The sequence below is a fragment of the Dellaglioa sp. CoH-55-MRSF-7 genome (assembly GCF_056782235.1).
In genome coordinates, this window is record NZ_JBXAYI010000003.1 from 221,587 (window position 1) to 247,934 (window position 26,348).

Genomic DNA, 26,348 nt, shown 5'->3' on the forward strand with positions numbered 1-26,348 from the left:
TGAAGATATAATATGTACATGTTAATCAAAGACAAAGCATGTACATGTTGAATTTTTAACTTTGCTAAAAGGTATATTTGATAAAAGTTAATAGAAATAGCTAGATAAATAGGGGATAGTAGTGAATTGGCAATATGTTAGTGAAATCAAATAGACTAAATTGATAAAATAATTAATAAGTTAAAAGCAAGGATTGGGGAGGGCTAAAAAATGAGAGAGTATAAAAACAGAAAAAAAGAATGGGTTTCGGCAACAATTATGACAAGTGCTGTTTTTGCAGGATTGTTAGCTGGGGGAGCTAGCCATAGAGAACCTAGTGTGTTTGCTAAAACCGATGAGAGCAGTATGTCAAGCGAATCATCAGATGAAACATCAAGTAAGTTAACGATTAAAGAATCAAGTGAATCAGAAAAAAAGGCGCTATCAAGTGAATCTGTAGAAACTAAATCAACAACTAAAAAAAGTGAATTAAAAATAAAAGCTAAATCATCAGAAAAAACTAAACGAAGTACTCGAGCTACCACTCGAGCAGCTGGATATGTTGGACCAAAAGATGAAATTCTACCTACTGTTAAATGGGAAACAAAAGATTACGCAGCTGATGTAGCAAAGACGTTTGTTTCACAATCGGGGAGATCTGATAAGCCTAATGAACCAGTTATGTACTTTGGAAATAGTATTGAACCTTTTCAGCCTAGTGAACTGACGAATAATAATGACGCAGATAGAGCAAGCAATAATAGTTCACCTAATTTACCATCTTGGTCATATACGTATACTACCGGAAAAAATCCGCGTCCATCGATTATACACGGGCTGATTATGGGCGACAAAATAGCTCGTGGTTATAATGTGAATGAAGCTTACCTAGACAACGGTATTTCTGGTATCGAGGGTGGACTTTTAGATGGGTCAATTACTGATTATCATCTTTATAAAAATAGTATGAACACGGGATTTAAAGCAACTATGTATGATAGTAAGTACAAAGTTAGTTATACTTTTGAATCAGTATATGGTAGGACTGGTGGTATTTACCGTTACTTTAGTATTACAAATAATAATTCAGATTCACAAAAAATAGGTGCCTTGGAAACAAATGATACTTTTGTAGATTCTGATAAAGTTCCTTTACAGAGTATTGGACCTAATGATGGCTTTAAAATGATTGGGGATAGTACTAGTCAGAAGCATGTTTTGGATGTGAGATTGAAAGATCCAGAGTCTAATGCTACTTTGGGTGGTTGGACAAATTATACGGGCGGTTCTCAAGATAAGATTCTAAACCCCGCTAATTTTAATAACTACTTTAAAGGGGGGGTAGCCGGGACAGGTATGGAAGGTTCAGCAGCAAACACTAATATTGGAATTGAAAATATTAGTAATCCAAGTAAAACAATTGGTGATGATAGTGCGTACATTATGAAAGCTAATCAAGTTGATTTAGCTCCAGGTGCAACACTTGTTAATGGGTCTTACCTTACTTATAAAGAGACAACACCTAGTACTCCTCCCGTTGCGACAGTTAAAAATACAATAATTAACGGTTACGCTGATCAAAAAGGTGTTGAGATTACAGGAGATGTTACTGATTCAGATGATACAAAAGGAAATATTGAAATCGGGTATCCAGATGGAACGTCAGAAAAGAATCCTTACGATACTATTACAGTGGATGTGAAGAATCCTACACCGTATTCTGTACCAGTTAATATGTCTAAACTAGGTCCAGGTAAAAATGAACTATTAGTTACGGCAGTTGATCCAGGTAATAACCGTCAAGAAAAACCAGTTACTATAACTGTTAACGTATTCAAATTAGGCGCAATTGCTATCCCACAAACAATCAAAGTTGGCGATACGGTTAAGACAGGCGAGACGGATTTGATTAAAGATTTGACAATTATTAATCAACCAACAGTTAATGCACATACACTAACTGTTGATGGGACAAATCCATCAGGTAAACCACTTGATAATAAAACAGTAGGATTTTACATCCAAGATATGCTTTTAACAGATATTGCAGTTAAACCAAATGAAATCGCAAAAGTAGCTGTACCAGTTACTGTAACTGATGATGACACTGCAACTGATAAAGTCTCTGCCCTTTATGCAAAAGGATTTGGCGTAAAGCAGGCAGATATTCAAAAATTAACAACTGATGAGTTGACTGCATTAATTCTAAAGACTAGTGAAGCTAAAGGATGGTTGTTAGCAACTGGTGCTGAATCTAAAGTAAGCGTTGATTCAACGACACTTAAACAAACTTCAACTGATGGTATTTATCAGGCAGTTATCAAAAATTCGGATGGTTTAAAAAAGACCATTAACATTGAAGTTACAGGTGGATTGAAAATTACAGAAGGACCTGGGGCAACTAATTACGGTTCTTTTTTAGGTGTTACGTTACCTTACAGCGGAGAAGACTTTAAAGTTCAACGTAGTGACCCTGATCCTCATGTTAATAGCGTACAAGTTTCTAACGCGGGTAAACAAGCTTGGACCTTAACAGCTCAACTTACAACACCGTTAACGGAGCATAACGATGCTAACGTTAAGTTAAATGGTGTATTGACATATATAGATGCATCTGGTCAATCGCAAGATATAGAATCAAACAGTGCAGAAGTTGGTTCAGGGCAATCTGAGGTAACTCAAGAAGTAAGTTGGGCAAACGACAAAGGAATTATCGTTCAACTTAATGGAAATAACCCTTTGCTTAAAGCAGGGGACTATACAGGGGAAATAACATGGACATTAGCGGATACGCCACATTCATAAACCTTGTTTAATTAATGTTAATCGTTAGCATATTGCTAATATTAAAAACTACCAAAATCTTACGAGGGGAGAAAATACGATGCTAAAAAGAAGTACAATTATGGGGATTCTTTTAGGAAGCATGGTACCTGTTGGTTTCGCCGTAACGCAAGTTTCAGCAAGCGATACAGTGGGCTATCAATCGCATGCGACTATTGAGTTAGTTGGAAGTACTGATGAAACACGACCTGTTAATCCAATTAATCCGACGGATCCGGTAAAACCAGTTAGACCTGTTAATCCGGGGACGCCAGGTCCGTTATCGATTGATTACGTTTCGAACTTACAATTCAGTCAACAAAAAATTTCTGGTAAAGATAGTGTTTATTATGCACAACTTGACCAGTTAGCTGATAAGAACGGTAAAGTCGGAGATTATCCAAACTATGTTCAGATAACGGATAACCGTGGGTCAAATGCAGGGTGGAAATTAACCGTTGCACAGACCAATCCATTTATGAATGGTAAAAATAAATTAGATGGAACGGTTATCACGTTGATGAATGGTGTTGTTAATGGTAGTAACCTGCATAGACCGACGGATAGTCAAGCAGCAATTAAGCCAGATGGTAAGGCAGTTACTGTGATGACAGCTAAGTTGGACAATGGTATGGGGACCTGGACGGATCGTTTTGGTAAAGATAATACAGCTGCTCAACAAAGTATTTCATTGTTTGTTCCAGCTGAGTCGAAAAAAGTAGCAGGGGCTTATAAGTCTGAACTAACATGGACTTTGACAGATGCTAAACTATAAAAAAAGAGATTAGGGGAAATATATATTATGAAAAAAACAAATAAATTATTATTCGCTGCATTACTTGGATTAGGTATTACAGGAACAGCTGTTACAACAGCTAACGCATCAGAAACAAAAGATTATGTATCACATGGTAACGTTGAATTGACTAAAAATGACGGAACAACAGACCCTGGTATTACTGATCCAACAGATCCAGGACATACTATCGATCCAACAGACCCAGTGAACCCAGGTACTGGTGGCCCATTAGCAATTGACTACGTTTCTAACTTTAACTTTGGTACACAAAAAGTAACAGGTAATGATACAACATATAACTCGGAATTAGTTGCAGCAACAACAGATAACCCAACAGCTGGAACTAAAAAAGACCTTGCAAACTTCTTACAAGTTTCAGATAACCGTGGTACAGTATCTGGCTGGAAACTTTCAGTTCAACAATCAAAAGCATTTACAAGTGAAACAACAAAATCAGTATTAGATGGCACAACAATTACGTTATCTAACCCTGAAGCAAATAATGCTGATAAAAATGGTACAAAACCAGCACCATCAATTTTAACAGATAACCTTGCAATTTCTTCTGCATCAGGTGATAAAGTTGTTATGCAAGCTAAAGATGGCGAAGGTTCTGGTACTTGGGTTGAAGCATTCGGTAATGCAACTAAAGACGCTGATAAAGCTAAAGCTTCTGTTAAATTAGCTATCCCTGGTGATAGCAAAAAAGTCGCAGAAAAATACACATCAGATTTAACATGGACACTTACAGACGCTAACTTATAAGAATTAATTCTATCAATAAAAAAAGGTTATTAATTAAAAGGGGAAATTAAAATGAAAACAACTAAAATCGTAACAAGCGCAATTATTTTATCAACATTAGGTTTAACTGCAGCACCAGCTGTACATGCCGCAGACCATACAGAAAATTACACATCATTAGGTAAGATTGGTTTTACAGAAAATGATGATAAAACACCACCCGTTAACCCAGTTGATCCAGATAAACCCGTTGATCCATTAGAACCAACTGTTCCTCCTGTTAGTCCTGGTACTGATGGACCATTATCAATTGATTACGTTTCTAACTTTGATTTTGGTGAAAACAAAATTTCTGGGGACGATACAACTTACTACGCTGCACCTGTCAAAGCAGTTAGTGGTGCTAAATATGCTACTTACTTACAAGTAACGGATAAACGTGGTACTAATGCTGGTTGGAAACTTTCAGTTAAACAAGAAAAACAATTTAATGATGGCTCAGCAGATTTAGATGGTGCAGTATTAAAAATGGGATCACAAAAATTAAATTCTAAAAATATGGATAGTGTAACTAATGCAACAACCCCAGCTATAGCCGATGCTACAATTACAGCAACACCTGGTAGCGCTGTTGAAGTCTTGAATGCAGCTAAGGGTCAAGGTATGGGTACTTGGACAGATTCATTTGGTGTATATGATGCAGATGCTACAAAGGATACAGCAATGAAGGCTGTTTCATTAGCCGTACCTGGTAATTCAGCTAAAGAAGCTAAACCATATACCACTGATTTAACATGGACAATTACTGACGCAGGGATGTAAACCTGTATCAACTAGGTTATTAAAAAATAGAGGGAATCAATAAAAGGGGAAATTAAAATGAAAACAACAAAAATCGTTGCAAGTGCAATTGCGTTAACAACATTAGGTTTGACTGCAGCACCAGCTGTACATGCCGCAAATAATACACAAACATATAATGAAACAGGTAAAGTAGGTTTTGTCGCAGGAAGCACAAGCCCAACAAATCCCACAGATCCAATCGATCCAACAAATCCAATTACACCAGATCCAGATCCAGATCCAATCAAACCTGGTACAGATGGACCTTTATCGATTGATTACATCTCTAATCTTGATTTTGGTGCTGATCATAAGATTTCTGGTTCTACAGAAACTTACTATGCACAACCAATTTCAGCTACAGATAGTAAAGGTGATAAGGTTAAACGTGCTAATTACTTACAAGTAACTGATAACCGTGGTACAAATGGTGGTTGGAAACTTTCAGTAAATCAAGATGCCCAATTTAATGATGGGACTTCTGAGTTGGCTGGTGCGCAATTAAAAATGACCGGTCAAACATTTAATTCTTCAAATATTGGTGACACGACAACAATCCCAACTGCTTTAAATAGTGGTGTTATTACACCAACTGTTGGAAAAGATGTTGAAGTTGTAAGTGCTGCTAAGGGTCAAGGTATGGGTACTTGGACTGATTCATTTGGCACATATGTCGATGGAACAGATACAGATGCTTCAATGAAAGCAATCTCATTAGAAGTACCTGGTAAAACAGCTAAATCAATTGGAACAAGTTACAAAACTAACTTAACATGGACATTAACAGACGCAGGTCTATAAAAAGATTAGAAGTAAGTTAAACCAAAGGGGAAATTAATTATGAAAAAAGCAGCAATTGCAACATCAGCACTTTTAGCAGTTACGTTATTTTCAACATTAGCACCTGCAGCACATGCTGCCGATATTACAAAAGGCACAACAGGTGATGTTAACTTCGTAGCTAATCCAGCTACTGGGGCAGGCGAACTTAAGCTAATCAGTGCACCGAGTGTTGATTTTGGGGATCAAGAAATTAGTGGATCAACAAAAACTTATGAACAAACGTCTTTTGGCGCTAAACCAGAGGATGCTAATATCCAAGTTGATGATAACCGTGGCTCAAATGTCGGTTGGAATTTAACAGTTGCAAATACACAATTTGCCACGGCAACGGGTACGGCACTTGATGGTGCTAAGTTAACCTTAACAAATGGTTCAATTATTAATGGTAATGGGGCAAAGTTTGTGGCTAATCCTGCAGCAACTATGCTTTTAGATGGTTCATCTAAAGCTGTTCCAGCAGTAGATGCAGCTAAAGATAAAGGTATGGGGCCTAACACATTACCTGTTACTAAAGCAACTTTAGAAGTACCTGGTGCAACAAGTAAATTAAATGAAAAATATACATCAACAATTACATGGACATTAAAAGACGCAGCATTATAAAATGCAGAAAGGGATAGGTTAAAACAATGAGCTTGAAAAAAAATATACGACTAGCAGTAGCCATTGTCCCCCTCCTTGCATTTTCGATGATGGTAAATTCAGTAGCCGATGCAGCAGTTGCAACTGATGGAAAAACTGCGATATCATCAGCTAACTTAACATTACTTGAAAAGTCTGGTCCTGTTGATCCGTTAGATCCATCAAAACCAGTGCACCCACTCAATCAAGTTACGCCAACAACTGGAGACTTAAGAATAGATTATATTTCTAGTTTTCATTTTGGGGCACAGGATATCTCGGGGAGTAATAAAACCTACTATGCAACTTTTGATAAAGTAGCTGACATGACTAACCGTCGTGACTCAAGTGGAGTGTGGGACACACAAAACCTAACAGATAAAGATTATTATAATGTACCTAATTACGCCCAGGTCACAAATAATACAACGGGTAATTGGTCATTAGGTGTTAGTAACACTGTTTTTAAAAGTCCTAGCGGGAACGTGCTTAAAGGTGCTGTACTAAATATTAAGAATATCGAAGCACATAGTGAAAATCCAGGTTTAGGGCTAAGCGGGGACTTACCAGGTAACGTTAAACTTACAGGAACTGGTGGTACTCCTGTTTCGGTTGTTAGTACGACAGATGGTAATAGTGATAATCCGTTCGGTACTTGGACACTTGCTATGGGTACTGATAAAGCGGGAACTAACTCTACAGGAAACGATGCAGTGTCGTTATTTGTTCCTGGTACCACTGTGAAAACAAAAGAAGCTTATACATCAACGTTGAAATGGACATTGATAGCGGCTCCATAAAGCTAATTTGAAAAGAAAGAGGATTTTTACATTGAATAAAAAATTTTTTGGAATCATAATGGCGTTTGTGGCAGGATTGGTTTTATTTAGTGGACAAGTTCAAAAAGCGAACGCTGCTGAAATGAACTTTGCCGTTACTGCAAATCTTCCAAGTAATCAAGTTGATAAGCGCCAAACCTATTTTAATTTAAAAATGAAGCCTAATCAGAAACAAGATGTTACTGTCACATTGAAAAATTCGACTAATAAAGCAGTTGTCGTAATGGCTGAGGCAAATACAGCTGTAACCAACGATAACGGTGTGGTTGAATATAGTCATGTGAAACCAAAACTTGATAAAACAATGGTAAATCCTCTATCTTCAATTGTTAAGTCGGATAAAGAAGTGACAATTCCAGCCAAGAAAAGTGTTGTGCATACGTTCCATATCACAATGCCCGCTAAGAAATTTAATGGCGAAATCGATGGTGGATTATACTTCTATGAAAAGATCGACAAAGATAGTGAAAAAAAATCAAAGAGTAACGTTCAAATTAAAAACCGTTATGCATTTGTGATTGGGACAACGTTAACTGAAACAGATGATGTTGTTAAACCTGATATGAAATTACTTAAAATTGAACCAGGTTCAGTTAATTTCCGTAATACATTGAAGGTAAATTTACAAAACCCAACAACAACACCTATTCGTAATTTAAAGGTAGCCGGAAAAGTCTATTCAAGAAATGGGGATGAAGCCTTACATGCTTCAACCACTTCGAATATGACAATGGCTCCCAATACGAATTTTAATTATGGTATTTTTTGGGACAACCAACCCTTTAAACCTGGTAAGTACCGTCTAGAAATGACGGCAACTTCTGGTGTGAATAAGTGGAAATGGACTGAAAACTTCACAATTGATGGCGCAACGGCAGATAAATTGAACGAAAAGGCAGTTGACTTAGAAAAAGATTATACAATGTGGTATATTCTTGCAGGAATCTTCTTACTTCTACTTGTATTATTGATTATTTGGTTCTTAGTTCGTCGTAATAAAAAAGATAAAGAAGAAGCTGTCGCAGAAGCAAAACGACAAATTTTATCAGAATTACAAACTGGTGAAAAAGAAGATAAGTAGTCGAAATGGGTGAGGTATGGTTATGGGGAAAAAAATAACGAGTACTTTAGTAATTGGTCTTTTGGGGTTATCTTTTAGTTTAGGTGCATTCGGTAATACCGCAGAAGCGGCTAGTTATACAAGTGAAATGGGAATTGAATTTGTAGGTAAAATGCCAACAACTTCTCAGGTGACACCAGATCCAGACGGGAGAACACCTGTCTCAAAGAATGTTGCATCGAATCAAAACAGATTACCTCAAACCGGTGAAATAAAAGGATCAGGATTATCAATGATAGGATTTATTCTTTTATCAACCGCAGGATTAATTGGATGGGTTAAATATAACGATTCAAAGCAATCAAAATAAAGAATAGTTAAAATTAAAGTAGGCTACCTTCGTATTTATATGAAGATAGCTTATTTTTTTTGCTTATTATCTAAGTCCAATTTAGTTAAAATTAAAAATATACTAGTGGTTAAATTTGCAAAAGAAAGCGTTAACATGATAAGCTGTGTTTAAGGTATTAATAAAAAAATAAATATAAATATAAGGAGGTATTAGTAATGCTCTAACTAATTTTTTTATGGAGGGCCTGTATCAAATAATTGTTTATAAACCAAAATAGAGGAGATGAATAAAATGAACAAAGTAGAAATGAGTCAGACAAAGAAGAATGTGATTAAAACGGTAGCGGTGGTTGGATTATTGAATTCAGTAATGATTTTAGGGGTAGCTAATAATTCCGTAGATGCTAGTAACCATGAAAAGCAGGTGGCGACAGCTAAAGTAGGTACGAAAGAATTAGGTGTTATTACAAGAGGCTCAATGAAAGTATCTGGAACGGGTGCAAGTGGTCTACACTTACAAGGTAATAATACAGTGACAACAGGTACATTAGATTTTGATTATGAAGGAAAGTCGATTATTTCGGCAGGAATTAATGAATCGACAGACTATGTCTTGTCAGTTCCTTCAGAGTTAGTTCCACTTTTTAACCATGATTCGTTCAATAATTATATAACAGGAAATTTCCAATTTAATAACGGAAGTAAATATACGTATAATAAAAATGATATCCGAGTTGAGGATAATGGTAAAACATTACGAATCAAAAATCCATCTCATTCTTGGATTGCATTTGCCGACTTCAAAGTTCATTTATCTCTTGATATTGGGCAAATGGTAACAGATACAGGTATCAGAGTAGCGGACGCAGAAAATAACTCAAGTTATATATTTAATAGTGGTTTAGTAAAAAATGGTGCGCCAATTGATTGGGACGTGTTGGGTTCATATAATGCTTCTGACACGTTGCCAACATATCACCTAGACCCGGGTTGGGCACTTTTGAAAGAAATTCCAACCGTTGAAACAATTTTTGATACAGATACAACGGTATCAGGTCGTGGTGTTCCAGGTGCTAAAATTGAAGTTAAAGTTGGCGATAAAGTTATAGGGACAGGTATCGTTGATGAAAATGGACTTTACGAAGTTACTATTCCTAAACAACATGAAGATACAACAGTTAGTGTTCGTCAGAATACAGGTGTTGGTTGGAGTGATGTGAAAACTACGGTAGTTAAGCATAAAGATGTTACGATTGCTAAACCAACTGTTGATTCTTATTATCAAAGTGATAAATATTTAACAGGTACTGGAGAAACAGCTGGAAATACAATTATTATTGCTGATGCAAGCGGTAATGAAATTGCTAGAACAGTCGTACAGTCAGATCTTAGTTTCTCTGTACAAATTCCAGAACAAGGAGCCTATACACTTCTTTATATAACTGAAACAAATGGGACAGAAATAAGTCTTGCAACGGTAGTTCCAGTTCGTGAAGGGTAACCAAAATAAACTGTAAATTGGCAAAAGTAATTCATCATTTTTTTTGATGAATTACTTTTGTATTAAAACAAAATCGATAAAGCGGTTACTTCATAAATTAGATAAATATTTTTTAATTAAAAAAATATGTTTACATTTAAATAGATTATAGGTAAACTGGCTATGTCGCAGTAACCAGATAATAAGTTTGCGATTAGGTTACAGCTAAGTTAACGAATAAATCTATTAGGAGGGACTAGGGGGTCACAACTAATCAGCTAGACTAATGAGTTAAATATAGTAATGTTAGGTATAAATAGGCAGCAACTATAGGGGGAGGACTAAACAATGAAAGGGCATAACAGTAATAAAAAAGAACGAATCTCAGCAACGTTAATGACGGGAATTATCTTAGCAGGAGTGATGACAGGTAGCATTGTTAACGTGGTTAACAATGAGGGCCCAGGAACTTCTGTCCAAGCTAAAGAGCTAGATGAAACCGTTAAACCTCAAACAGCATCTTCTGAAAAAACAACCGAAAAAAGTACATCGATAAAAGCAACAAAAGAAGAAATAACAAGCGAAGTAGCAACTAAAGAAGAAGTAACGAAAGCACCAACAAAAAAAGTAGCAACGACTAAAAAAAGTGAGACAGCAGTACCAGCTGCTGGTTATGTTGGTCCATCACAAGGGGCCATTAATACTCAGTGGAGTACTACCGATGTGGCATCAAATTCTAAAAATGAGTATGTGTCACTTACAGGAGGCGGGAAGTTAGTAAATGGTGTTCCAACAAACAACGCGGGAAAAGCAGATGATACAGCGACTCCTGTTTTATATTTTGGTAATGCAGCATTTAATTTCCAACCAAGTGCGCTGACAAATAACGATTCTTACAGTGAACAGGGTAATGCATCTAGTTGGGCATTTACGAAGGTTGGTGCCAGTGGAAGAAATCCTAATCCAAGAAAGTCTTATGGAATTATCATTAATAATGCTATTCCAAAAGATCGTGGATATGGGTATGCAGCAGAAAGTAACACGACGCCTAATACAATTGAAAGTGCTGTAAAACTTGGACCAATTACAGATTACCATCTTTATAAAAATAATGATGGTACTGGATTCAAAGCTACAATGTACGATGTAACATATAAGGTGAGCTATACATTTGAAGAAATGTATGATGCAGCAGGTGGTATATATAGTTATTTCAGTATCACAAATAATGATACTGCAACTCGAGCTATTGGTGCAGCTCAGGGGGTCGATACTTTGGTTGATAAGGATGACGTCCCTGTAAAAAGTTTGGGACCTAACAATGGATTTAAAATGGTAAGTGATAAACATACCTTGAATTACAGATTGAAGGATCCCGGTAATAATACTAGCTTGGGTGGTTGGACTAATTATTCAGCTGGGAAAGCTACCGGTACTGGTATATTAGATATATCAAATATAAGTAGTTATTTCAAAGGTGGAGCTGTAGGAACTGGAATGGAGACATCAGTGCTTGATAAAATTATAGCTATCAACGACATTAGTCAGCCAGATACTCCGTTTAAGGGAGATAGTGCTTTTGTAATAAAAGCTAATCCTAAAACGTTAGCCCCAGGAGAAACATTAACGACAGGTTCTTACTTAACTTATAAAGAAACGACACCAAGTATTCCACCTGTTGCAACTGTAACACCATCAACAATTAATGCTTATGCGGATCAAACAGATTCATTTAAAATTGTAGGTAAAGTTTCAGATGAAGATAGTACAAAGGGATACATTCAAATTAAGTATCCAGATGGGTCAATATCATCGCCAGCAGAGAATACTTATGAAACAACAAAAGATGGTGTCGATTATTCTGCAAAGATTGACCCTACAAAATTAAAAGTAGGTGCAAATAAAGTTATAGTAACTGCGATTGATGCTGGAGGTACCGAACAATTAAAACCAGTTACCGTAACTGTCAACTTATTCAAGTTGGGTGCAACTGCTATTCCACAAAAAATTGATGTTGGCGGAACCGTTACAATAGATGAAACAAAATTAATCAAAGATTTAACAATTATGAATACTAATAAACATACATTAGAAATTGATCCTACAAATCCATCAAATAAACCACTTGATAACACAAAAGTTGGTTTCTATATACAAGATATGATTTTGACGGATACGGATGTGACACCTAATGAAACTGCTAAAGTTGCCGTTCCTGTCAATGTAATAGATGGTGATACCGTCGTTGATGGTGATTCTGTAGTTTACGCTAAGGATTTTAGTACGGACAGTAAATCTATCTCGGGATTAACAGAGACTAAATTAAATGAGTTCATATTAACAGAGAGTTCGGCTAAAGGTTGGATACTATCAACTGGTGCTGATTCTAAAGTTACAGTTAAATCAACGACACTTACACCAACTTCTAGTGCTGGTGACTATGAAGCAGTTATTGTAAATGCTCAGGGTGTTGAAAAAACGATTAAGATCACAGTTGCAGGTGGTGGTTTAGCAATTACTGCAGCCTCTGATGAAATGACTTTTGGTTCAAAAGATGGGGTAATGTTGCCTTACAGTGGAGAAAATTTCAATCTTCAACGTACTGCTGAAAATACTGTATCAATTTCTAATCTAGGCAAAACAGCTTGGACATTGAAGGCTAGCGTTTCAAAACCTTTAACAGATGGATCTAACACATTGAAAGGTGTTTTGAAATATATAGATGCAACTGGAACTGCACAAGATTTAGATACTGGTAGTACAGAGGTTGGTTCAGGTCAGACAGAAGAAACTAAAGATGTCACTTGGGCAGCCGATAAAGGTGTTGTTGCTGAACTTAATGGAAGCAACATGTCACTTAAAGCAGGTAAGTATGCAGGGGAAATAACATGGACACTAACGGATGCGCCTTAATCCTAATCCTTGCTTAATTAACGTTAATCATTAGCATTTTGCTAATATTATAAAAACATCAAAATCTGACGAGGGGAGTAGATACGATGATAAAAAGAAAGTTAATTTTGGGAGTTCTTTTAGGTAGTATGGTACCGGCTGGTTTTACCGTAACGCAAGCTTTGGCAAGCGAAACAGTGAATTATCAGTCGCATGCAACTATTGAATTCGTGAAAAATACTGACGGTACACCGCCAGTTGATCCAACAAATCCAACTGATCCGTTAAAACCGGTTAAACCAGTTAATCCTGGAACAGATGGACCATTATCAATTGATTACGTTTCGAACTTACAATTTAGTCAACAACAAATTTCTGGTAAAGACAGTGTTTATTATGCACAACTTGACCAGTTAGTTGATAAAAACGGTAAGGTTGGGGAATATCCAAACTATGTTCAAGTAACGGATAATCGTGGTTCAAACGCAGGCTGGAAACTAACTGTTGCACAGACCAATCCATTTATGAATGGTAAAAATAAATTAGATGGAACGATTATTACGTTAATGAATGGAACAACTAACGGAAGTAGTAATATGAGTCAGCCGACAGCTAGTCAAGCAGCCATCAATCCAGATGGCAAAGCAGTTACTGTGATGACAGCCAAGGTCGACAAAGGTATGGGAACATGGACAGACCGTTTTGGTAAAGATAATACAGCTGCCAAACAAAGTGTGTCATTACTTGTTCCAGCTGAATCAAACAAAGTAGCAGGGGCTTATAAGTCTGAATTAACATGGACTTTGACAGATGCTAACTTATAAAAAAGGTTATATAAAGGGGAAATAAATGATGAAAAATTCAAGTAAATTATTATTAAGTACATTATTAGGCGTAGGTGTGACAGGTGCCATTATGACAACTGCTCATGCATCTGAAACACAAACATATACATCACACGGTAAAATTGAATTGACTAAAAATGATGGTACAACAGATCCTGGTATTACGGATCCAACAGATCCTGGACATACTATTGATCCAACAGATCCTACAAACCCAACAGATCCAGGTACTGGTGGCCCATTATCAATCGATTATGTTTCTAACTTTAACTTTGGTGCTCAAAAGATGTCAGGTAACAACGAAACATATGACTCTCAATTAGTGACAGTTAAAGATGCATCCGGAGCTGATAAAGATCTTGCAAACTTCCTACAAGTTTCAGATAACCGTGGAACAGTAGCAGGTTGGAAACTTACTGTTCAACAAGCAAAAGCATTTACAAGTGAAACAACAAAATCAGAATTAGATGGGACAACAATTACGTTATCTAATCCTGAAGCAACTAATGCTGATAATAACGCATCAAAACCAAAACCAACATTAACAAATAGCGTTGACATTTCAGCTACATCAGGGGACAAAGTTGTTATGCAAGCAAAAGATGGCGCAGGTTCTGGTACATGGTCTGAATCCTTTGGTAACGCAACAACAGATGCTGCTAAAGCCAAAGCTTCTGTTAAATTAGCTATCCCTGGTGATAGTAAAAAAGTTGCAGAAAAATACACATCAGATATTACATGGACACTTACAGACGCTAACTTATAAAATCTAAATTAGTCAATAAAAAATAAAAATGGTTATTAATTAAAAGGGGAAATAAATTATGAAAACAACTAAAATCGTTACAAGCGCAATTATTTTATCAACATTAGGTTTAGCTGCAGCACCTGCAGTACATGCTGCAGATTATACATCAACAGGTAAGGTTGGATTTATGGAAAATACAGATCCAACAACACCCGTTGATCCAACGGATCCAACAGGCCCAGTAGGCCCAACGGATCCAACAGACCCAGATAATCCTCAACCAGGAACACCTGGCCCATTATCAATTGATTACGTTTCTAACTTTGATTTTGGTTCAAAAAATAAGGTTTCTGGAGACGATACAACTTACTACGCTGCACCTGTTAAATTAGCTGATAAAGATGGTAAAGAAGTTACAAGAGCTAACTACCTACAAGTAACAGATAAACGTGGATCAAATAAAGGCTGGAAATTGTCAGTTAAACAAGTAAAACAATTTAACGATAGTAAGACTGATTTAGATGGCGCACAGCTAAGTATGGGAACACAAACTTTAAATTCTAAAAATATTGGCGGAACAACAGATCCAGCTATAGCTAAAGCTACAATTACAACATCAATTGGTGCTGACGTTGCTGTCTTAGATGCTGGTAAGGATCAAGGTATGGGGACTTGGACAGATTCATTTGGTGTCTACGATGCTGATGCTACAAAAGATACAGCAAGTAAAGCTGTCTCATTGAAAGTACCTGGTAATTCAGCTAAAACGGTCGGTTCATCATATACAACAGATTTAACATGGACATTAACAGACGCTGGTTTATAAAATTAAGTCATATCACTTTCTAATAGGCTACAAAAAAATAGGGAATTAAAAAAAGGGGAAATTAAAATGAAAACAACTAAAATCGTAACAAGCGCAATCGTATTAACAACATTAGGTTTAATTGCAGCACCAGCTGTAAATGCAGCAACAGTAGGATCACTTCCAACAAAAGGTAGCGTTGGTTTTACAGATAATACAGATCCAACAGGTCCAGTTGATCCAACAGATCCAACAGATCCAGTTGACCCAACAGACCCTCCAATTAACCCAGGAACAAATGGTCCATTATCATTAGATTATGTTTCAAACTTTGATTTTGGTTCAAAAAATAAAGTTTCTGGTAGTGATACAACTTACTACGCAGCTCCTGTTGAAATAACAGATTCTAAAGGAACAGCAAAAGAAGTAGCTAACTACTTACAAGTAACAGATAACCGTGGATCAAATGCTGGTTGGACAGTTAATGTTAAGCAAGAAGGCGCATTTACTGACGGTACAAAAGAATTAACTGGTGCTCAATTGAGTATGAAAGATCAAACATTTAATTCAACAAATATGGATGCGACAACAACACCATCAATAATTGGTGATAAAGATAATAATAGTGTCGTTGCTCCTACAGTTGGTAGCGATGTTAAGGTTGTTACTGCTACAGACGGTCAAGGAATGGGAACATGGACTGATTCATTTGGTAAAGATGCTAAAGCTAAAGCCGTTTCATTAACAGTACCTGGTAAAACAGCTAAAAATCTTGGAACAATATATACAACAGATTTAACATGGACATTAACAGACGCAAACTTATAAAAATTGGGTTAACAAAAGGGGAAATAAATTATGAAGAAAACAGCAATTGCAACAGCAGCACTTTTAACCGTTACTTTGTTTTCAACAGTAGCACCAGCAGTACATGCTGCTGATGTAACATTACCTTCATCAGGTGATGTCAACTTTGTAGCTGATCCTGCTACTGGAGCTGGAGAAATTAAATTGACAAAGGCACCAAGTGTTGATTTTGGAGATCAAAAAATTAGTGGATCAGATGCAAAATATGATGCAGCTACTATTACAGATTCTATCGTTGTTGATGACAACCGTGGTTCAAATGAAGGTTGGAAATTAACAGTTGCCAACACACAGTTTACCGGCTCAAAAGAATTAGCTGGGGCTAAGTTAACATTGACGCCTGGAACTGTTTCTAATAATAATGGGGCAAGTTATAATGCTACCCAACCAACAGCGGATATGGTTTTAGACGGATCTAGTCAAAGTGTTGCAGTAGTAGATGCAGCTAAAGACATGGGTATGGGTACTAACACGTTACCTGTTACTAAGGCAACCTTAGACGTACCTGGTGCATCAACTAAATTAAAAGAAAAATATACATCAGTAATTACATGGACGTTAAACGACGCACCATTATAGGATGCAGAAAGGGATAGGTTAAAACAATGAGCTTGAAAAAAAACTTACGACTAGTAGTAGCCATTGTCCCCCTCCTTGCAATTTCAATAATGGGAAATTCAGTGGCTGATGCAGCAGTAGCGCCTGATGGAAAAACTGCAACCACAGCGGCTAACTTAACATTACTTGCAAAGTCTGGTCCAGTTGATCCATTAGATCCGACAAAACCAGTACAACCAATTAATCCAGTTACGCCAACTACTGGTGACCTGAGGATAGATTATATTTCTGATTTACATTTTGGTACTCAGAAAATTTCAGGAAATAAAAAATCTTATTATGCTGCTTTTGATAAAGTAGCTGATTTAACAGGACATCGTGATGAAGCTACAGGTGAGTGGGTTATAGATAAGCTCACGGATGCAGATTATAGGGATGTACCTAATTACGTTCAGGTTACAAATAATACGACAGGAAACTGGTCGTTGACGGTTAGTAACACATCATTTAAAAGTGGTGCTAATGAACTTAAGGGTACTGTGCTTACAATAAAAAATGTAGCATCGAAAACAGATAACGGAGATCCTGATGCCGGTTTATTTACCGATAGTATATTATTAAAAGGTGACGGTGCATCATATCAAGTAGTAGATCCAACTGCCAATACTAATCCCACAGGGACCTGGACAATAGCAATGGGTGATGCAACAACAGGTAATAAATCAGCGAGATTGGATGTGCCTGGCCCGGCTGAAAAAGTAGCTGGTGAAACATATACGTCGACATTAAACTGGACATTGACGGCGGCTCCATAAAGTTAATTTGAGAAGAAAGAGGATTTTTACATTGAATAAAAAATTTTTTGGAATCATTATGGCGTTTGTGGCAGGATTAGTTATATTTAGTGGACAAGTTCAAAAAGCGAATGCTGCTGAAATGAACTTTGCTGTTACTGCAAATATTCCAAACAACCAAATTGATAAGCGCCAAACGTATTTTAATTTAAAAATGAAACCGAACCAAAAGCAAGACATTACTGTCACATTAAAAAATTCGACTAACAAAGATGTTACTGTAATGGCTGAAGCAAATACAGCGATTACAAATGATAACGGAGTGGTTGAATACAGTCACGTGAAACCAAAACTTGATAAAACAATGGTAAACCCTCTATCTTCAATCATTAAGTCAGATAAAGAAGTGACAGTACCGGCTAAGAAAAGCATTGAGCATACATTCCATATCACAATGCCCGCTAAGAAATTCAATGGCGAAATTGACGGTGGCTTGTACTTCTATGAAAAAATTAACAAAGATAGTGAAAAAAAATCAAAGAGTAACGTTCAAATTAAAAACCGTTATGCCTTTGTTATTGGGACAACGTTAACTGAAACTGACGATGTTGTTAAGCCTGATATGAAATTACTTAAGATTGAGCCCGGATCAGTTAATTTCCGTAATACATTGAAGGTAAACTTACAAGATCCAACAACAACACCAATCCGTAACCTGAAAGTTGATGGAAAAGTCTATTCAAGAAATGGTGATAAAGCACTACATGCTTCAACCACTTCGAATATGACAATGGCTCCAAATACAAACTTTAATTATGGCATTTTCTGGGATAACCAACCCTTTAAGCCTGGTAAGTACCGTTTAGAAATGACGGCGACTTCTGGGGTACATAAGTGGAAATGGACAGAATATTTCACAATTGATGGCGCAACGGCAGATAAATTGAACGAAAAAGCGGTTGACTTAGAAAAAGATTACACAATGTGGTATATCCTTGCAGGAATCTTCTTGCTATTACTTCTATTGTTGCTCATCTGGTTCTTAGTTCGTCGTCGTAACAAAAAAGATAAAGAAGAAGCTGTCGCAGAAGCAAAACGACAAATTCTAGAAGAATTACAAACTGATAAAAAAGAAGATAAGTAGTCAAAATAGACGAGGTATGGTTATGAGAAAAAAACTAATGAGTGTTTTAATAATTAGTCTTTTGGGGTTATCTTTTAGTTTAGGTGCATTCGGTAATACTGCAGAAGCGGCTAGTTATACTAGTGAGGTTGGAATCGAATTCGTTGGTAAAATGCCAGAGAAAACGAAACCAACCACACCGACAACAAGACCAACAACAACGTCCCCCACGACGCCAACAACTTCACAGGTAACACCGGATGGGAAAACACCTGTCTTAAAAAATGCAGCAAAAGGTCAAACCAGTTTACCTCAGACTAGTGAAATGAAAGAATCAGGACTATCAATGATGGGCCTTGTTCTGTTGCTAGCTATGGGATTAGTTGGCTGGTTTAAAAGAAATTATGCAAAATAATTAAAATTTAATAGTTTAACTAAAAAGAGTTTTTCCTCGTAAAAATACGAGGAAAAACTCTTTTTTTATTGCGATATTTATTAAAGGTTCTATTACAACTGTTGTTGATAAATATATTACAGAGCCCTTAATTTAAGAGGTTGGGTTTTTGCTTAAATATTAAATTAGATTAACGTTATGGTTAAATCACTTTGAAGTAATGTTGAAATTATGATAGCATAAAAATGTTGTTAATGAAAAAATAGATTAAAGTAATAGCATTTAAGGGTAGTTTTATCCCACAGTATATTCACAAAATATTAAAAGGGGATAGTATGGGAAAAATATATATAGAAATATTAGCGACTATCGGGATACAAATAATACCCTTTATATTTATCATAGATGGATATATCCATAGAAATGGTATTGGCTTAAATAATGGTGATGGGTTACTTGTTTTAGGTGTTTTATTATTATTTGGAATGGGTATTATATATACTATTACGTATTTATTAGATGTAATGATTAAAAGGCATAATAAGTACTTAGTACCTAAATTTAAATACTTATTATTAATGTATTGGGTATTTCTAGATGTTATTATAGTAATTTATTTAAGTTTTAGAAATTTCTTTTAGAGTAGGAAAATCAAATTTTTCATCAACATTCGGGAAAAGGTAAATATGTTGAGGTATATAAAATAAAGGAATAGCCATATTATGCTGCGGGTTCATTTAACCCTATTTATATTCATAAAATAACATCATATTAAGGAGCTAAAAATGTTGAAACTTTTAAAAAATTCCAAAGTATTACATTCATTTTTTAATATTATATTTATTATAGAAACTTTTAGTTTATTTCTTGATACTGCATTTTCATTAGGCGGAATGGGAAGTCAACATATAGATCTATTCCTTTCAGTATCAAGTATAATCGTTCTTTTACAATTTTTTATGCTGATTGTCCAATTTAATTATTTCGATAAAATAATAATAGTAATCCTTTCAATGTTTAATATTGTATTAAACGCAATTATGTTGATCATTGAGATTAATAATGATTGTTATCTTCCTACATTAGAATCCTTCCTGGTAGCTATTTTGATTTCACTGTTCTTTATATGTAAATACTATAAATCAGGAGAAACTAAATGATTAGAAAAGTAATCAATTCAAAAATAATAGCAATCAGTTTAAATATAATATTAATGATTCTTGCAATTATAATGATTGTTCATGCTCTTTCAGGTAAATTCTATAGTGAAGATGTATTCATGTTATTAGTAGGGAACATTGAGATAATTATGATTTTATTACAGAATAAATTATGTAAATATCGTGGTATTATAATACTATCAATTTTTAATGTGATTTTAAATGTAACTCTATCAAATTTGGTTTATACAGACCCGTTAGTTTGGGCTTGTTACATTGGGTCAATTATTTCTATCTTCTTTATGATTAAATTCCCAAAAATGACTTCGTATTAAAATGGGTGATTACGGTAAAAAGAGCTAAACAGAAAATCCTATCTCTTAATTGAGGTAGGATTTATTTTTTATGAAACGTAATGGTAACGATTACAATCCAACTATATTAACGATTTTAATTTATTATTGATTGAACTAATTTTTTTCTACTATGTTGCTTATTATATTTTGTAGTGTGGTAAGAACGCCATGGCTATCTTAAGAAACATGATATATAATTAATGTAAGCGAAAACAAAAAACCTTATATCAACATATAAGGTTTTTCAAAAGAAAATATTTTAATTTTAACGATGCGCCATGAGGGAGTCGAACCCTCAGCTCAAGAACCGGAATCTTACGTGCTATCCATTACACCAACGGCGCAGTATAGTTAATAGTTTAGCTGAATTACGTAAAAAAAACAAGTAACGAAAGCGGAGGTTGAGAAATAATGGCTATTGAACAGAAATTTAAGCAACAACAAACGCAAATTCAAAAACTGGCAATGACACCAGAGCTCCAACAATCAATTAAAATGTTGCAATATAATATAGAAGATTTACAAGAATTTGTCACTGAAAAAATGATGGAAAACCCTTTGATTGAAGCTGTTGACGACAATCAGAGAATCCAAGCAGGGGAGTCTCGTTATAAAGTTAATCTAACAACAAATGGTGATACTGATTATATGAATTCAGTCAGTGATGATGAATCACAATCTTTATTGGATTATTTATTGGAACAAATTTATCTAACGATGCGTCAAACACCGCTTAGAAAGGTTGTTCTTTACTTAGTAGATTATATTGAACAGACGGGCTATTTTAATGCTAATTTGGATGATTTAGCAGAAGAATCAGGAATACCACCCATTATGTTATTAGATGCGTTAACCTTGATTCAACGCTTAGATCCGCCCGGTGTTGGTGCACGTAATTTACAAGAAAGTTTAATGTTACAGATTGATTCTGACGATTTAGCGCCTGAATTGGCATATACAGTCATAAAAGATGATTTTGATAACTTTGTCGATCGTAAATGGTCGGACATAGCAAAAAAATATCGTGTTAATCTTTCAGAAATTCAAGAAATATCAGATTTTGTTCGCACATTATCACCTAATCCAGGTGCAGGATTTGGGACAACTAGAATTGGTAAAATCTATCCAGATTTAGTTTTGAAAAAAAGTAATAATGAATTAACATTATTCAAAGTTCGCGGTGCACAGCCTGAAGTTGTTTTTCAACAAAAATATTTTGATGATATGTCAAAAGACCAAGATCCTGAAGTAATCAAATATTTAACTGAAAAGAAACGGGAATATGAATGGCTAGTTCATGGCTTGAAACAACGAGGCGATACCATTTTAAAAGTAGGACAATATATTTTGAAATATCAGGCTGACTTCTTCACTGATAAAACCAAACCAATTAAGCCATTACTTTTACGGGAAGTTGCAGCCGCTTTAGGTGTTCACGAATCAACAATTAGTCGAACCGTTAATGATAAGTACATTGAAACAGAATCTGGTGTTTATGAAATAAAATCATTCTTTGGACAAATCGCAAATAAGAACAAAAAGAATGCTGAAGAGCTATCTTCAAAAACGATTATGACAACTATGCAGACTTTGATTGAATCTGAAGATAAAACGAAACCTTTCTCTGATCAAAAAATAGTTTTACAATTAATGAAACAAAACATCGATATTTCGAGACGAACAGTTGCAAAATATCGTGAAAACCTGAACATTCCATCGTCATCAGCAAGAAAACGCTACAAGGATTAGGAACAATTATGACCTTATCTCATATATCAAACGTCAATTGCTGACATGGCAGATAGTCGTTTGAAGTGCTTGCAAAGTATGAAACAACCTGATATAATTTGTCTTGTAATAAAGGTATGAAGACACTTTGATTAATGCAGAATGTTATCGTGCTTTGTTTTTTTAGAATTAATGGGTCATAATGCGACACTGTGGGACAAATAATGCCCCATAAGAGAGCAGGTGCAGTATGCATCATGAATTAGAGTGGATCGAAGCAATTGCACCAGACATGATTAAAGTTTTAAAACAAAGATATTTTGTTTTAAGACAGATTGAATGGATGATGCCTGTTGGTCGCAGAATGTTGGCAGCAACTTTAAATCTAAGCGAACGCGTTATGAGAACCGAAACAGATTTTCTGCGTAAGCAAGAACTTATCGTCGTTGGTAAGTCAGGAATGACGCTAACGGATAGAGGTATATCAGTACTACATGGCCTTGAAAAAGTGATGGATAATTTAGTTGGTGTTCGACAGGATGAACAAGAGTTGAGTCGAATTTTAGGCATTGAACATTGTTTGATTGTATCAGGCGATTCCGATGAACAACCTAAAGTTTTAGAGTCAATGGGTAAGAGTCTAGCTGCTAAGTTAGCACTCTTATTGCCAGAAGGTAAAAATTTAATTGCGGTAATGGGTGGCACAACGATGGCTCAAGTAGCTGATCAGTTGACAACACGTCTTTCAATTAAGCGCGATTTAACTTTTTTACCAGCCAGAGGTGGTGTTGGTGAATCAGTAGATATACAAGCCAACTCGATTAGTGGTAAGATGGCATTACACACAGGCGGCAAACATAGAGCCTTGTATGTACCTGAACAACTAAGTGAGAAAACGTACGAGCCTCTTCTTGAAGAACCGAGCATTCAAGAAGTTTTGAACTTAATCAAGGAAAGCAATGCTGTAATTCACAGTATTGGAGAAGCAATGCATATGGCTAAGCGTCGTGACATGTCTAGTGGTATAATAGACATGTTGAAAGAGGACAAAGCTGTAGGTGAGGCATTCGGATATTTCTTTGATGCTCAAGGCAAGGTCGTTTATAGGATTCCTCGTATCGGTTTACAAATAGAGGATCTCACGCACATAAAATGTATTTTCGCAGTTGCAGGTGGCCATTCTAAGGCCGAAGCAATTGTGGCATACATGAAACTTGCACCTAAACAGACGTGGTTAATCACGGATGAGGGTGCCGCAAACTCGATTTTAAAAAAGTAGTGTGCAAACACGCTTTTTAAAATAAATAAATCTTCATTTCCTAAAGGAGGAAATTTAAGTATGTCAGTAAAAGTTGGTATTAACGGTTTTGGCCGTATTGGTCGTTTAGCTTTCCGTCGTATTGCTGAAGTTTCAGATAACATCGAAGTTGTAGCAATCAACGATTTAACTTCTCCATCAATGTTGGCTCATTTATTAAAATATGATACAGCCCATGGTAACTTCGACGCAGAAGTTAGCGCAACAGATAATGGTATTGTTGTTAATGGTAAGGAAATTCCTGTATATGCAGAAGCAGATGCATCAAATATTCCTTGGGTTAAAAACAATAATGTTGATATCGTATTAGAATCAACTGGTTTTTACGCATCAGAAGAAAAAGCTTCAGCTCATATTAAAGCTGGCGCAAAACGTGTATTAATCTCAGCTCCTGCTGGTAAAATGCCTACAATCGTTTACGGTGTAAATGATGACATTTTAACTTCAGATACTAAGATTGCTTCTGCTGGTTCATGTACTACTAACTGTTTAGCACCACTTGCTGGCGCTGTTAACGATGCTTTCGGTATCGAAGTTGGTACAATGACAACAGTTCATGCTTACACAGCTACACAAAAATTACAAGATGGTCCTGACCGTGGTGGAAACTTACGTGCTGCACGCGCTGCTGCAGGTAACACAATTCCTCATTCTACTGGTGCTGCTAAAGCTATCGGTATGGTAATCCCTGATCTTGTTGGTAAATTGAATGGCCATGCACAACGTGTCCCAGTTATTACTGGTTCATTGACAGAATTGGTTACAATCTTGAAATCAAAAGATCTTACAGTTGATGAAGTAAATGCTGCTATTAAAGCAAGAACTGAAAACAACGAATCATTTGGTTACAATGCTGACGAAATCGTTTCATCAGATATCATTGGTACAAGTTTTGGTTCAATCTTTGACCCAACACAAACTGAAGTAACTGGTACTGGCGCTAACCAATTGGTTAAAACTGTTGCTTGGTACGATAACGAATCTGGCTTTACAGCACAAATGATTCGTACATTAGAAAAATTTGCTAGCTTAGAAGCATAATCTAGTTAAACTTTTTTAAAACCGCATATAACTATGCTTAGGCGGAGGGACGCAATACTCCCTCTGCCTTTTTATTTAATCAAAATTACACAGGAGGCTATTATAATGGCTAAATTAATCGTTTCAGATTTAGATGTAAATGACAAAAAAGTTTTAATTCGTGTCGATTTTAATGTTCCTATTAAAAACGGTGTGATTGGTAATGATAACCGTATCGTTGCTGCATTACCAACTATCAAATATGTAACTGAAAATGGTGGTAAAGCCATTCTTCTTTCTCATCTTGGTCGTATTAAGACTGAAGAAGACAAAAAAGAATTATCATTACGTCCAGTTGCAGAACGTTTATCTAACTTATTAAACAAACCTGTTACTTTTGTTCCTGCTACACGTGGTCCTCAATTAGAAGACGCAATTGCAGCAATGAAAGACGGCGATGTTTTAGTAATGGAAAACACACGTTTTGAAGATTTAGATGGTAAAAAAGAAAGCAAAAACGATCCTGAATTAGGTAAATACTGGGCTTCACTTGGCGACTTGTTTGTCAATGATGCTTTCGGTACAGCTCATCGTGCACATGCTTCTAACGTTGGAATCTCAAGCAACATGGAACAAGCTGCTGCTGGATTCTTAATGGAAAAAGAAATCAAATTCTTAGGTGAAGCTGTTGACGAACCAAAACGTCCATTTGTTGCTATCTTAGGTGGCGCAAAAGTTTCAGATAAGATTGGTGTTATTTCTCATTTACTTAAAAAAGCTGACAAAGTTATCGTTGGTGGTGGTATGACTTATACTTTCTACGCTGCTAAAGGTATGAAGATTGGTTCATCATTAGTTGAAACAGACAAAATTGATTTAGCTAAACAAATCATTGAAGAAGCTGGCGACAAATTAGTATTACCAGTTGATTCAATCGTTGCTGAAAAATTTGATAACGATGTTGAACACAAAACTGTTGATGGTGACATTCCTGACGGTTACATGGCATTGGATATCGGACCTAAATCTGTTGCAGAATTTAAAGATGTTTTAAAAGATGCTAAAACAGTTGTATGGAACGGACCAATGGGTGTATTCGAAATGAGCAACTATGCTAACGGAACACTTGAAATCGGTAAATTCTTGGGTACTTTATCAGAAGCTACAACAATCGTTGGTGGTGGTGATTCAACTGCTGCTGTTCAACAATTAGGTGTTGCTGATCAATTAACTCATATTTCTACTGGTGGTGGCGCTTCACTTGAATACCTTGAAGGTAAAACTTTACCAGGTATTGCTGCTATTACAACAAAATAATTTTTAATTAAATTGTCGTAAGAAACCGTCTATTAACGAAA

The 26,348-nt window shown here is 35.9% G+C and carries 25 protein-coding genes and 1 tRNA gene; 25 read left to right on the forward strand and 1 reads right to left on the reverse strand.

Features of this window, described 5'->3' with window-relative positions:
- Window positions 1–210: 210 nt before the first annotated feature.
- From AC1RPU_RS04795 to AC1RPU_RS04895, 21 genes are all read left to right on the forward strand, one after another.
- Window positions 211–2,784, forward strand: a complete 2,574-nt coding sequence (locus AC1RPU_RS04795) for a hypothetical protein (RefSeq protein ID WP_481761470.1) — start codon at window positions 211–213, stop codon at window positions 2,782–2,784.
- Between the two features lie 79 nt (window positions 2,785–2,863).
- Window positions 2,864–3,577 (forward strand): WxL domain-containing protein, encoded by a 714-nt coding sequence (locus AC1RPU_RS04800; RefSeq protein WP_481761469.1) that lies wholly within the window; start codon window positions 2,864–2,866, stop codon window positions 3,575–3,577.
- A 27-nt stretch (window positions 3,578–3,604) separates the two neighbouring features.
- Complete coding sequence (locus AC1RPU_RS04805) at window positions 3,605–4,366, forward strand: WxL domain-containing protein (protein ID WP_481761468.1); 762 nt, start codon at window positions 3,605–3,607, stop codon at window positions 4,364–4,366.
- A gap of 51 nt (window positions 4,367–4,417) precedes the next feature.
- Window positions 4,418–5,167 (forward strand): WxL domain-containing protein, encoded by a 750-nt coding sequence (locus AC1RPU_RS04810; RefSeq protein ID WP_481761467.1) that lies wholly within the window; start codon window positions 4,418–4,420, stop codon window positions 5,165–5,167.
- Between the two features lie 57 nt (window positions 5,168–5,224).
- Window positions 5,225–5,989: a WxL domain-containing protein gene (locus AC1RPU_RS04815; protein WP_481761466.1), complete on the forward strand. Its 765-nt coding sequence runs from the start codon at window positions 5,225–5,227 to the stop codon at window positions 5,987–5,989.
- 39 nt (window positions 5,990–6,028) lie between these two features.
- Window positions 6,029–6,634 (forward strand): WxL domain-containing protein, encoded by a 606-nt coding sequence (locus tag AC1RPU_RS04820; RefSeq protein ID WP_481761465.1) that lies wholly within the window; start codon window positions 6,029–6,031, stop codon window positions 6,632–6,634.
- A 26-nt stretch (window positions 6,635–6,660) separates the two neighbouring features.
- Window positions 6,661–7,452 carry a WxL domain-containing protein gene (locus tag AC1RPU_RS04825; RefSeq protein ID WP_481761464.1) on the forward strand — a complete coding sequence of 264 codons (792 nt, stop codon included), beginning with the start codon at window positions 6,661–6,663 and terminating at the stop codon, window positions 7,450–7,452.
- A 31-nt stretch (window positions 7,453–7,483) separates the two neighbouring features.
- Entirely contained in the window at window positions 7,484–8,572 is a 1,089-nt protein-coding gene (locus AC1RPU_RS04830) for a WxLIP family cell surface protein (RefSeq protein WP_481761463.1), read from the forward strand.
- A gap of 22 nt (window positions 8,573–8,594) precedes the next feature.
- The gene (locus tag AC1RPU_RS04835; RefSeq protein ID WP_481761462.1) at window positions 8,595–8,921 is read left to right on the forward strand and encodes an LPXTG cell wall anchor domain-containing protein; all 327 of its coding nucleotides are present in this window, start codon (window positions 8,595–8,597) and stop codon (window positions 8,919–8,921) included.
- A 273-nt stretch (window positions 8,922–9,194) separates the two neighbouring features.
- Entirely contained in the window at window positions 9,195–10,403 is a 1,209-nt protein-coding gene (locus tag AC1RPU_RS04840) for an Ig-like domain-containing protein (RefSeq protein ID WP_481761461.1), read from the forward strand.
- A gap of 327 nt (window positions 10,404–10,730) precedes the next feature.
- On the forward strand, window positions 10,731–13,295 hold the full coding sequence (locus AC1RPU_RS04845; protein ID WP_481761460.1) for a hypothetical protein: 2,565 nt from the start codon (window positions 10,731–10,733) through the stop codon (window positions 13,293–13,295).
- 86 nt (window positions 13,296–13,381) lie between these two features.
- Window positions 13,382–14,098, forward strand: coding sequence for a WxL domain-containing protein (locus tag AC1RPU_RS04850; protein WP_481761459.1), 717 nt, complete (start codon window positions 13,382–13,384; stop codon window positions 14,096–14,098).
- Between the two features lie 25 nt (window positions 14,099–14,123).
- Window positions 14,124–14,885: a WxL domain-containing protein gene (locus tag AC1RPU_RS04855; protein WP_481761458.1), complete on the forward strand. Its 762-nt coding sequence runs from the start codon at window positions 14,124–14,126 to the stop codon at window positions 14,883–14,885.
- Between the two features lie 58 nt (window positions 14,886–14,943).
- On the forward strand, window positions 14,944–15,693 hold the full coding sequence (locus AC1RPU_RS04860; RefSeq protein WP_481761457.1) for a WxL domain-containing protein: 750 nt from the start codon (window positions 14,944–14,946) through the stop codon (window positions 15,691–15,693).
- Between the two features lie 66 nt (window positions 15,694–15,759).
- Window positions 15,760–16,500: a WxL domain-containing protein gene (locus AC1RPU_RS04865; RefSeq protein WP_481761456.1), complete on the forward strand. Its 741-nt coding sequence runs from the start codon at window positions 15,760–15,762 to the stop codon at window positions 16,498–16,500.
- A 30-nt stretch (window positions 16,501–16,530) separates the two neighbouring features.
- Window positions 16,531–17,118, forward strand: coding sequence for a WxL domain-containing protein (locus AC1RPU_RS04870; protein ID WP_481761455.1), 588 nt, complete (start codon window positions 16,531–16,533; stop codon window positions 17,116–17,118).
- 26 nt (window positions 17,119–17,144) lie between these two features.
- On the forward strand, window positions 17,145–17,912 hold the full coding sequence (locus tag AC1RPU_RS04875; RefSeq protein WP_481761453.1) for a WxL domain-containing protein: 768 nt from the start codon (window positions 17,145–17,147) through the stop codon (window positions 17,910–17,912).
- A gap of 31 nt (window positions 17,913–17,943) precedes the next feature.
- Window positions 17,944–19,035 carry a WxLIP family cell surface protein gene (locus AC1RPU_RS04880; RefSeq protein ID WP_481761452.1) on the forward strand — a complete coding sequence of 364 codons (1,092 nt, stop codon included), beginning with the start codon at window positions 17,944–17,946 and terminating at the stop codon, window positions 19,033–19,035.
- A 22-nt stretch (window positions 19,036–19,057) separates the two neighbouring features.
- Window positions 19,058–19,429: an LPXTG cell wall anchor domain-containing protein gene (locus AC1RPU_RS04885; protein ID WP_481761451.1), complete on the forward strand. Its 372-nt coding sequence runs from the start codon at window positions 19,058–19,060 to the stop codon at window positions 19,427–19,429.
- A 314-nt stretch (window positions 19,430–19,743) separates the two neighbouring features.
- Window positions 19,744–20,049, forward strand: coding sequence for a hypothetical protein (locus AC1RPU_RS04890; protein ID WP_481761450.1), 306 nt, complete (start codon window positions 19,744–19,746; stop codon window positions 20,047–20,049).
- Between the two features lie 515 nt (window positions 20,050–20,564).
- The gene (locus AC1RPU_RS04895) at window positions 20,565–20,903 is read left to right on the forward strand and encodes a hypothetical protein (protein ID WP_481761449.1); all 339 of its coding nucleotides are present in this window, start codon (window positions 20,565–20,567) and stop codon (window positions 20,901–20,903) included.
- 293 nt (window positions 20,904–21,196) lie between these two features.
- On the opposite strand, the gene AC1RPU_RS04900 is transcribed toward AC1RPU_RS04895, so the two are convergent.
- A tRNA-Arg gene (locus AC1RPU_RS04900) sits at window positions 21,197–21,268 on the reverse strand.
- 67 nt (window positions 21,269–21,335) lie between these two features.
- Here AC1RPU_RS04900 and rpoN point away from each other — a divergent pair.
- The 4 genes from rpoN (at window position 21,336) to AC1RPU_RS04920 (ending at window position 26,307) form a co-directional block, all read left to right on the forward strand.
- On the forward strand, window positions 21,336–22,673 hold the full coding sequence (gene rpoN / locus AC1RPU_RS04905) for an RNA polymerase factor sigma-54 (RefSeq protein WP_481761448.1): 1,338 nt from the start codon (window positions 21,336–21,338) through the stop codon (window positions 22,671–22,673).
- A gap of 229 nt (window positions 22,674–22,902) precedes the next feature.
- A complete protein-coding gene (locus AC1RPU_RS04910) occupies window positions 22,903–23,931 on the forward strand; it encodes a sugar-binding transcriptional regulator (RefSeq protein ID WP_481761447.1) in 1,029 nt (342 codons plus the stop codon).
- 60 nt (window positions 23,932–23,991) lie between these two features.
- A complete protein-coding gene (gene gap / locus AC1RPU_RS04915) occupies window positions 23,992–25,011 on the forward strand; it encodes a type I glyceraldehyde-3-phosphate dehydrogenase (RefSeq protein ID WP_409022216.1) in 1,020 nt (339 codons plus the stop codon).
- Between the two features lie 105 nt (window positions 25,012–25,116).
- On the forward strand, window positions 25,117–26,307 hold the full coding sequence (locus AC1RPU_RS04920) for a phosphoglycerate kinase (protein ID WP_409022217.1): 1,191 nt from the start codon (window positions 25,117–25,119) through the stop codon (window positions 26,305–26,307).
- The last annotated feature ends 41 nt before the right edge of the window (window positions 26,308–26,348 follow it).

Bases quoted from the DNA above. Each gene is read 5' to 3' on its own strand.
- AC1RPU_RS04795 (WP_481761470.1), top strand. From the start codon at position 211: ATGAGAGAGTATAAAAACAGAAAAAAAGAATGGGTTTCGGCAACAATT.
- AC1RPU_RS04800 (WP_481761469.1), top strand. From the start codon at position 2,864: ATGCTAAAAAGAAGTACAATTATGGGGATTCTTTTAGGAAGCATGGTA.
- AC1RPU_RS04805 (WP_481761468.1), top strand. From the start codon at position 3,605: ATGAAAAAAACAAATAAATTATTATTCGCTGCATTACTTGGATTAGGT.
- AC1RPU_RS04810 (WP_481761467.1), top strand. From the start codon at position 4,418: ATGAAAACAACTAAAATCGTAACAAGCGCAATTATTTTATCAACATTA.
- AC1RPU_RS04815 (WP_481761466.1), top strand. From the start codon at position 5,225: ATGAAAACAACAAAAATCGTTGCAAGTGCAATTGCGTTAACAACATTA.
- AC1RPU_RS04820 (WP_481761465.1), top strand. From the start codon at position 6,029: ATGAAAAAAGCAGCAATTGCAACATCAGCACTTTTAGCAGTTACGTTA.
- AC1RPU_RS04825 (WP_481761464.1), top strand. From the start codon at position 6,661: ATGAGCTTGAAAAAAAATATACGACTAGCAGTAGCCATTGTCCCCCTC.
- AC1RPU_RS04835 (WP_481761462.1), top strand. From the start codon at position 8,595: ATGGGGAAAAAAATAACGAGTACTTTAGTAATTGGTCTTTTGGGGTTA.
- AC1RPU_RS04840 (WP_481761461.1), top strand. From the start codon at position 9,195: ATGAACAAAGTAGAAATGAGTCAGACAAAGAAGAATGTGATTAAAACG.
- AC1RPU_RS04845 (WP_481761460.1), top strand. From the start codon at position 10,731: ATGAAAGGGCATAACAGTAATAAAAAAGAACGAATCTCAGCAACGTTA.
- AC1RPU_RS04850 (WP_481761459.1), top strand. From the start codon at position 13,382: ATGATAAAAAGAAAGTTAATTTTGGGAGTTCTTTTAGGTAGTATGGTA.
- AC1RPU_RS04855 (WP_481761458.1), top strand. From the start codon at position 14,124: ATGATGAAAAATTCAAGTAAATTATTATTAAGTACATTATTAGGCGTA.
- AC1RPU_RS04860 (WP_481761457.1), top strand. From the start codon at position 14,944: ATGAAAACAACTAAAATCGTTACAAGCGCAATTATTTTATCAACATTA.
- AC1RPU_RS04865 (WP_481761456.1), top strand. From the start codon at position 15,760: ATGAAAACAACTAAAATCGTAACAAGCGCAATCGTATTAACAACATTA.
- AC1RPU_RS04870 (WP_481761455.1), top strand. From the start codon at position 16,531: ATGAAGAAAACAGCAATTGCAACAGCAGCACTTTTAACCGTTACTTTG.
- AC1RPU_RS04875 (WP_481761453.1), top strand. From the start codon at position 17,145: ATGAGCTTGAAAAAAAACTTACGACTAGTAGTAGCCATTGTCCCCCTC.
- AC1RPU_RS04885 (WP_481761451.1), top strand. From the start codon at position 19,058: ATGAGAAAAAAACTAATGAGTGTTTTAATAATTAGTCTTTTGGGGTTA.
- AC1RPU_RS04890 (WP_481761450.1), top strand. From the start codon at position 19,744: ATGGGAAAAATATATATAGAAATATTAGCGACTATCGGGATACAAATA.
- AC1RPU_RS04895 (WP_481761449.1), top strand. From the start codon at position 20,565: ATGATTAGAAAAGTAATCAATTCAAAAATAATAGCAATCAGTTTAAAT.
- rpoN (WP_481761448.1), top strand. From the start codon at position 21,336: ATGGCTATTGAACAGAAATTTAAGCAACAACAAACGCAAATTCAAAAA.
- AC1RPU_RS04910 (WP_481761447.1), top strand. From the start codon at position 22,903: ATGCATCATGAATTAGAGTGGATCGAAGCAATTGCACCAGACATGATT.
- gap (WP_409022216.1), top strand. From the start codon at position 23,992: ATGTCAGTAAAAGTTGGTATTAACGGTTTTGGCCGTATTGGTCGTTTA.
- AC1RPU_RS04920 (WP_409022217.1), top strand. From the start codon at position 25,117: ATGGCTAAATTAATCGTTTCAGATTTAGATGTAAATGACAAAAAAGTT.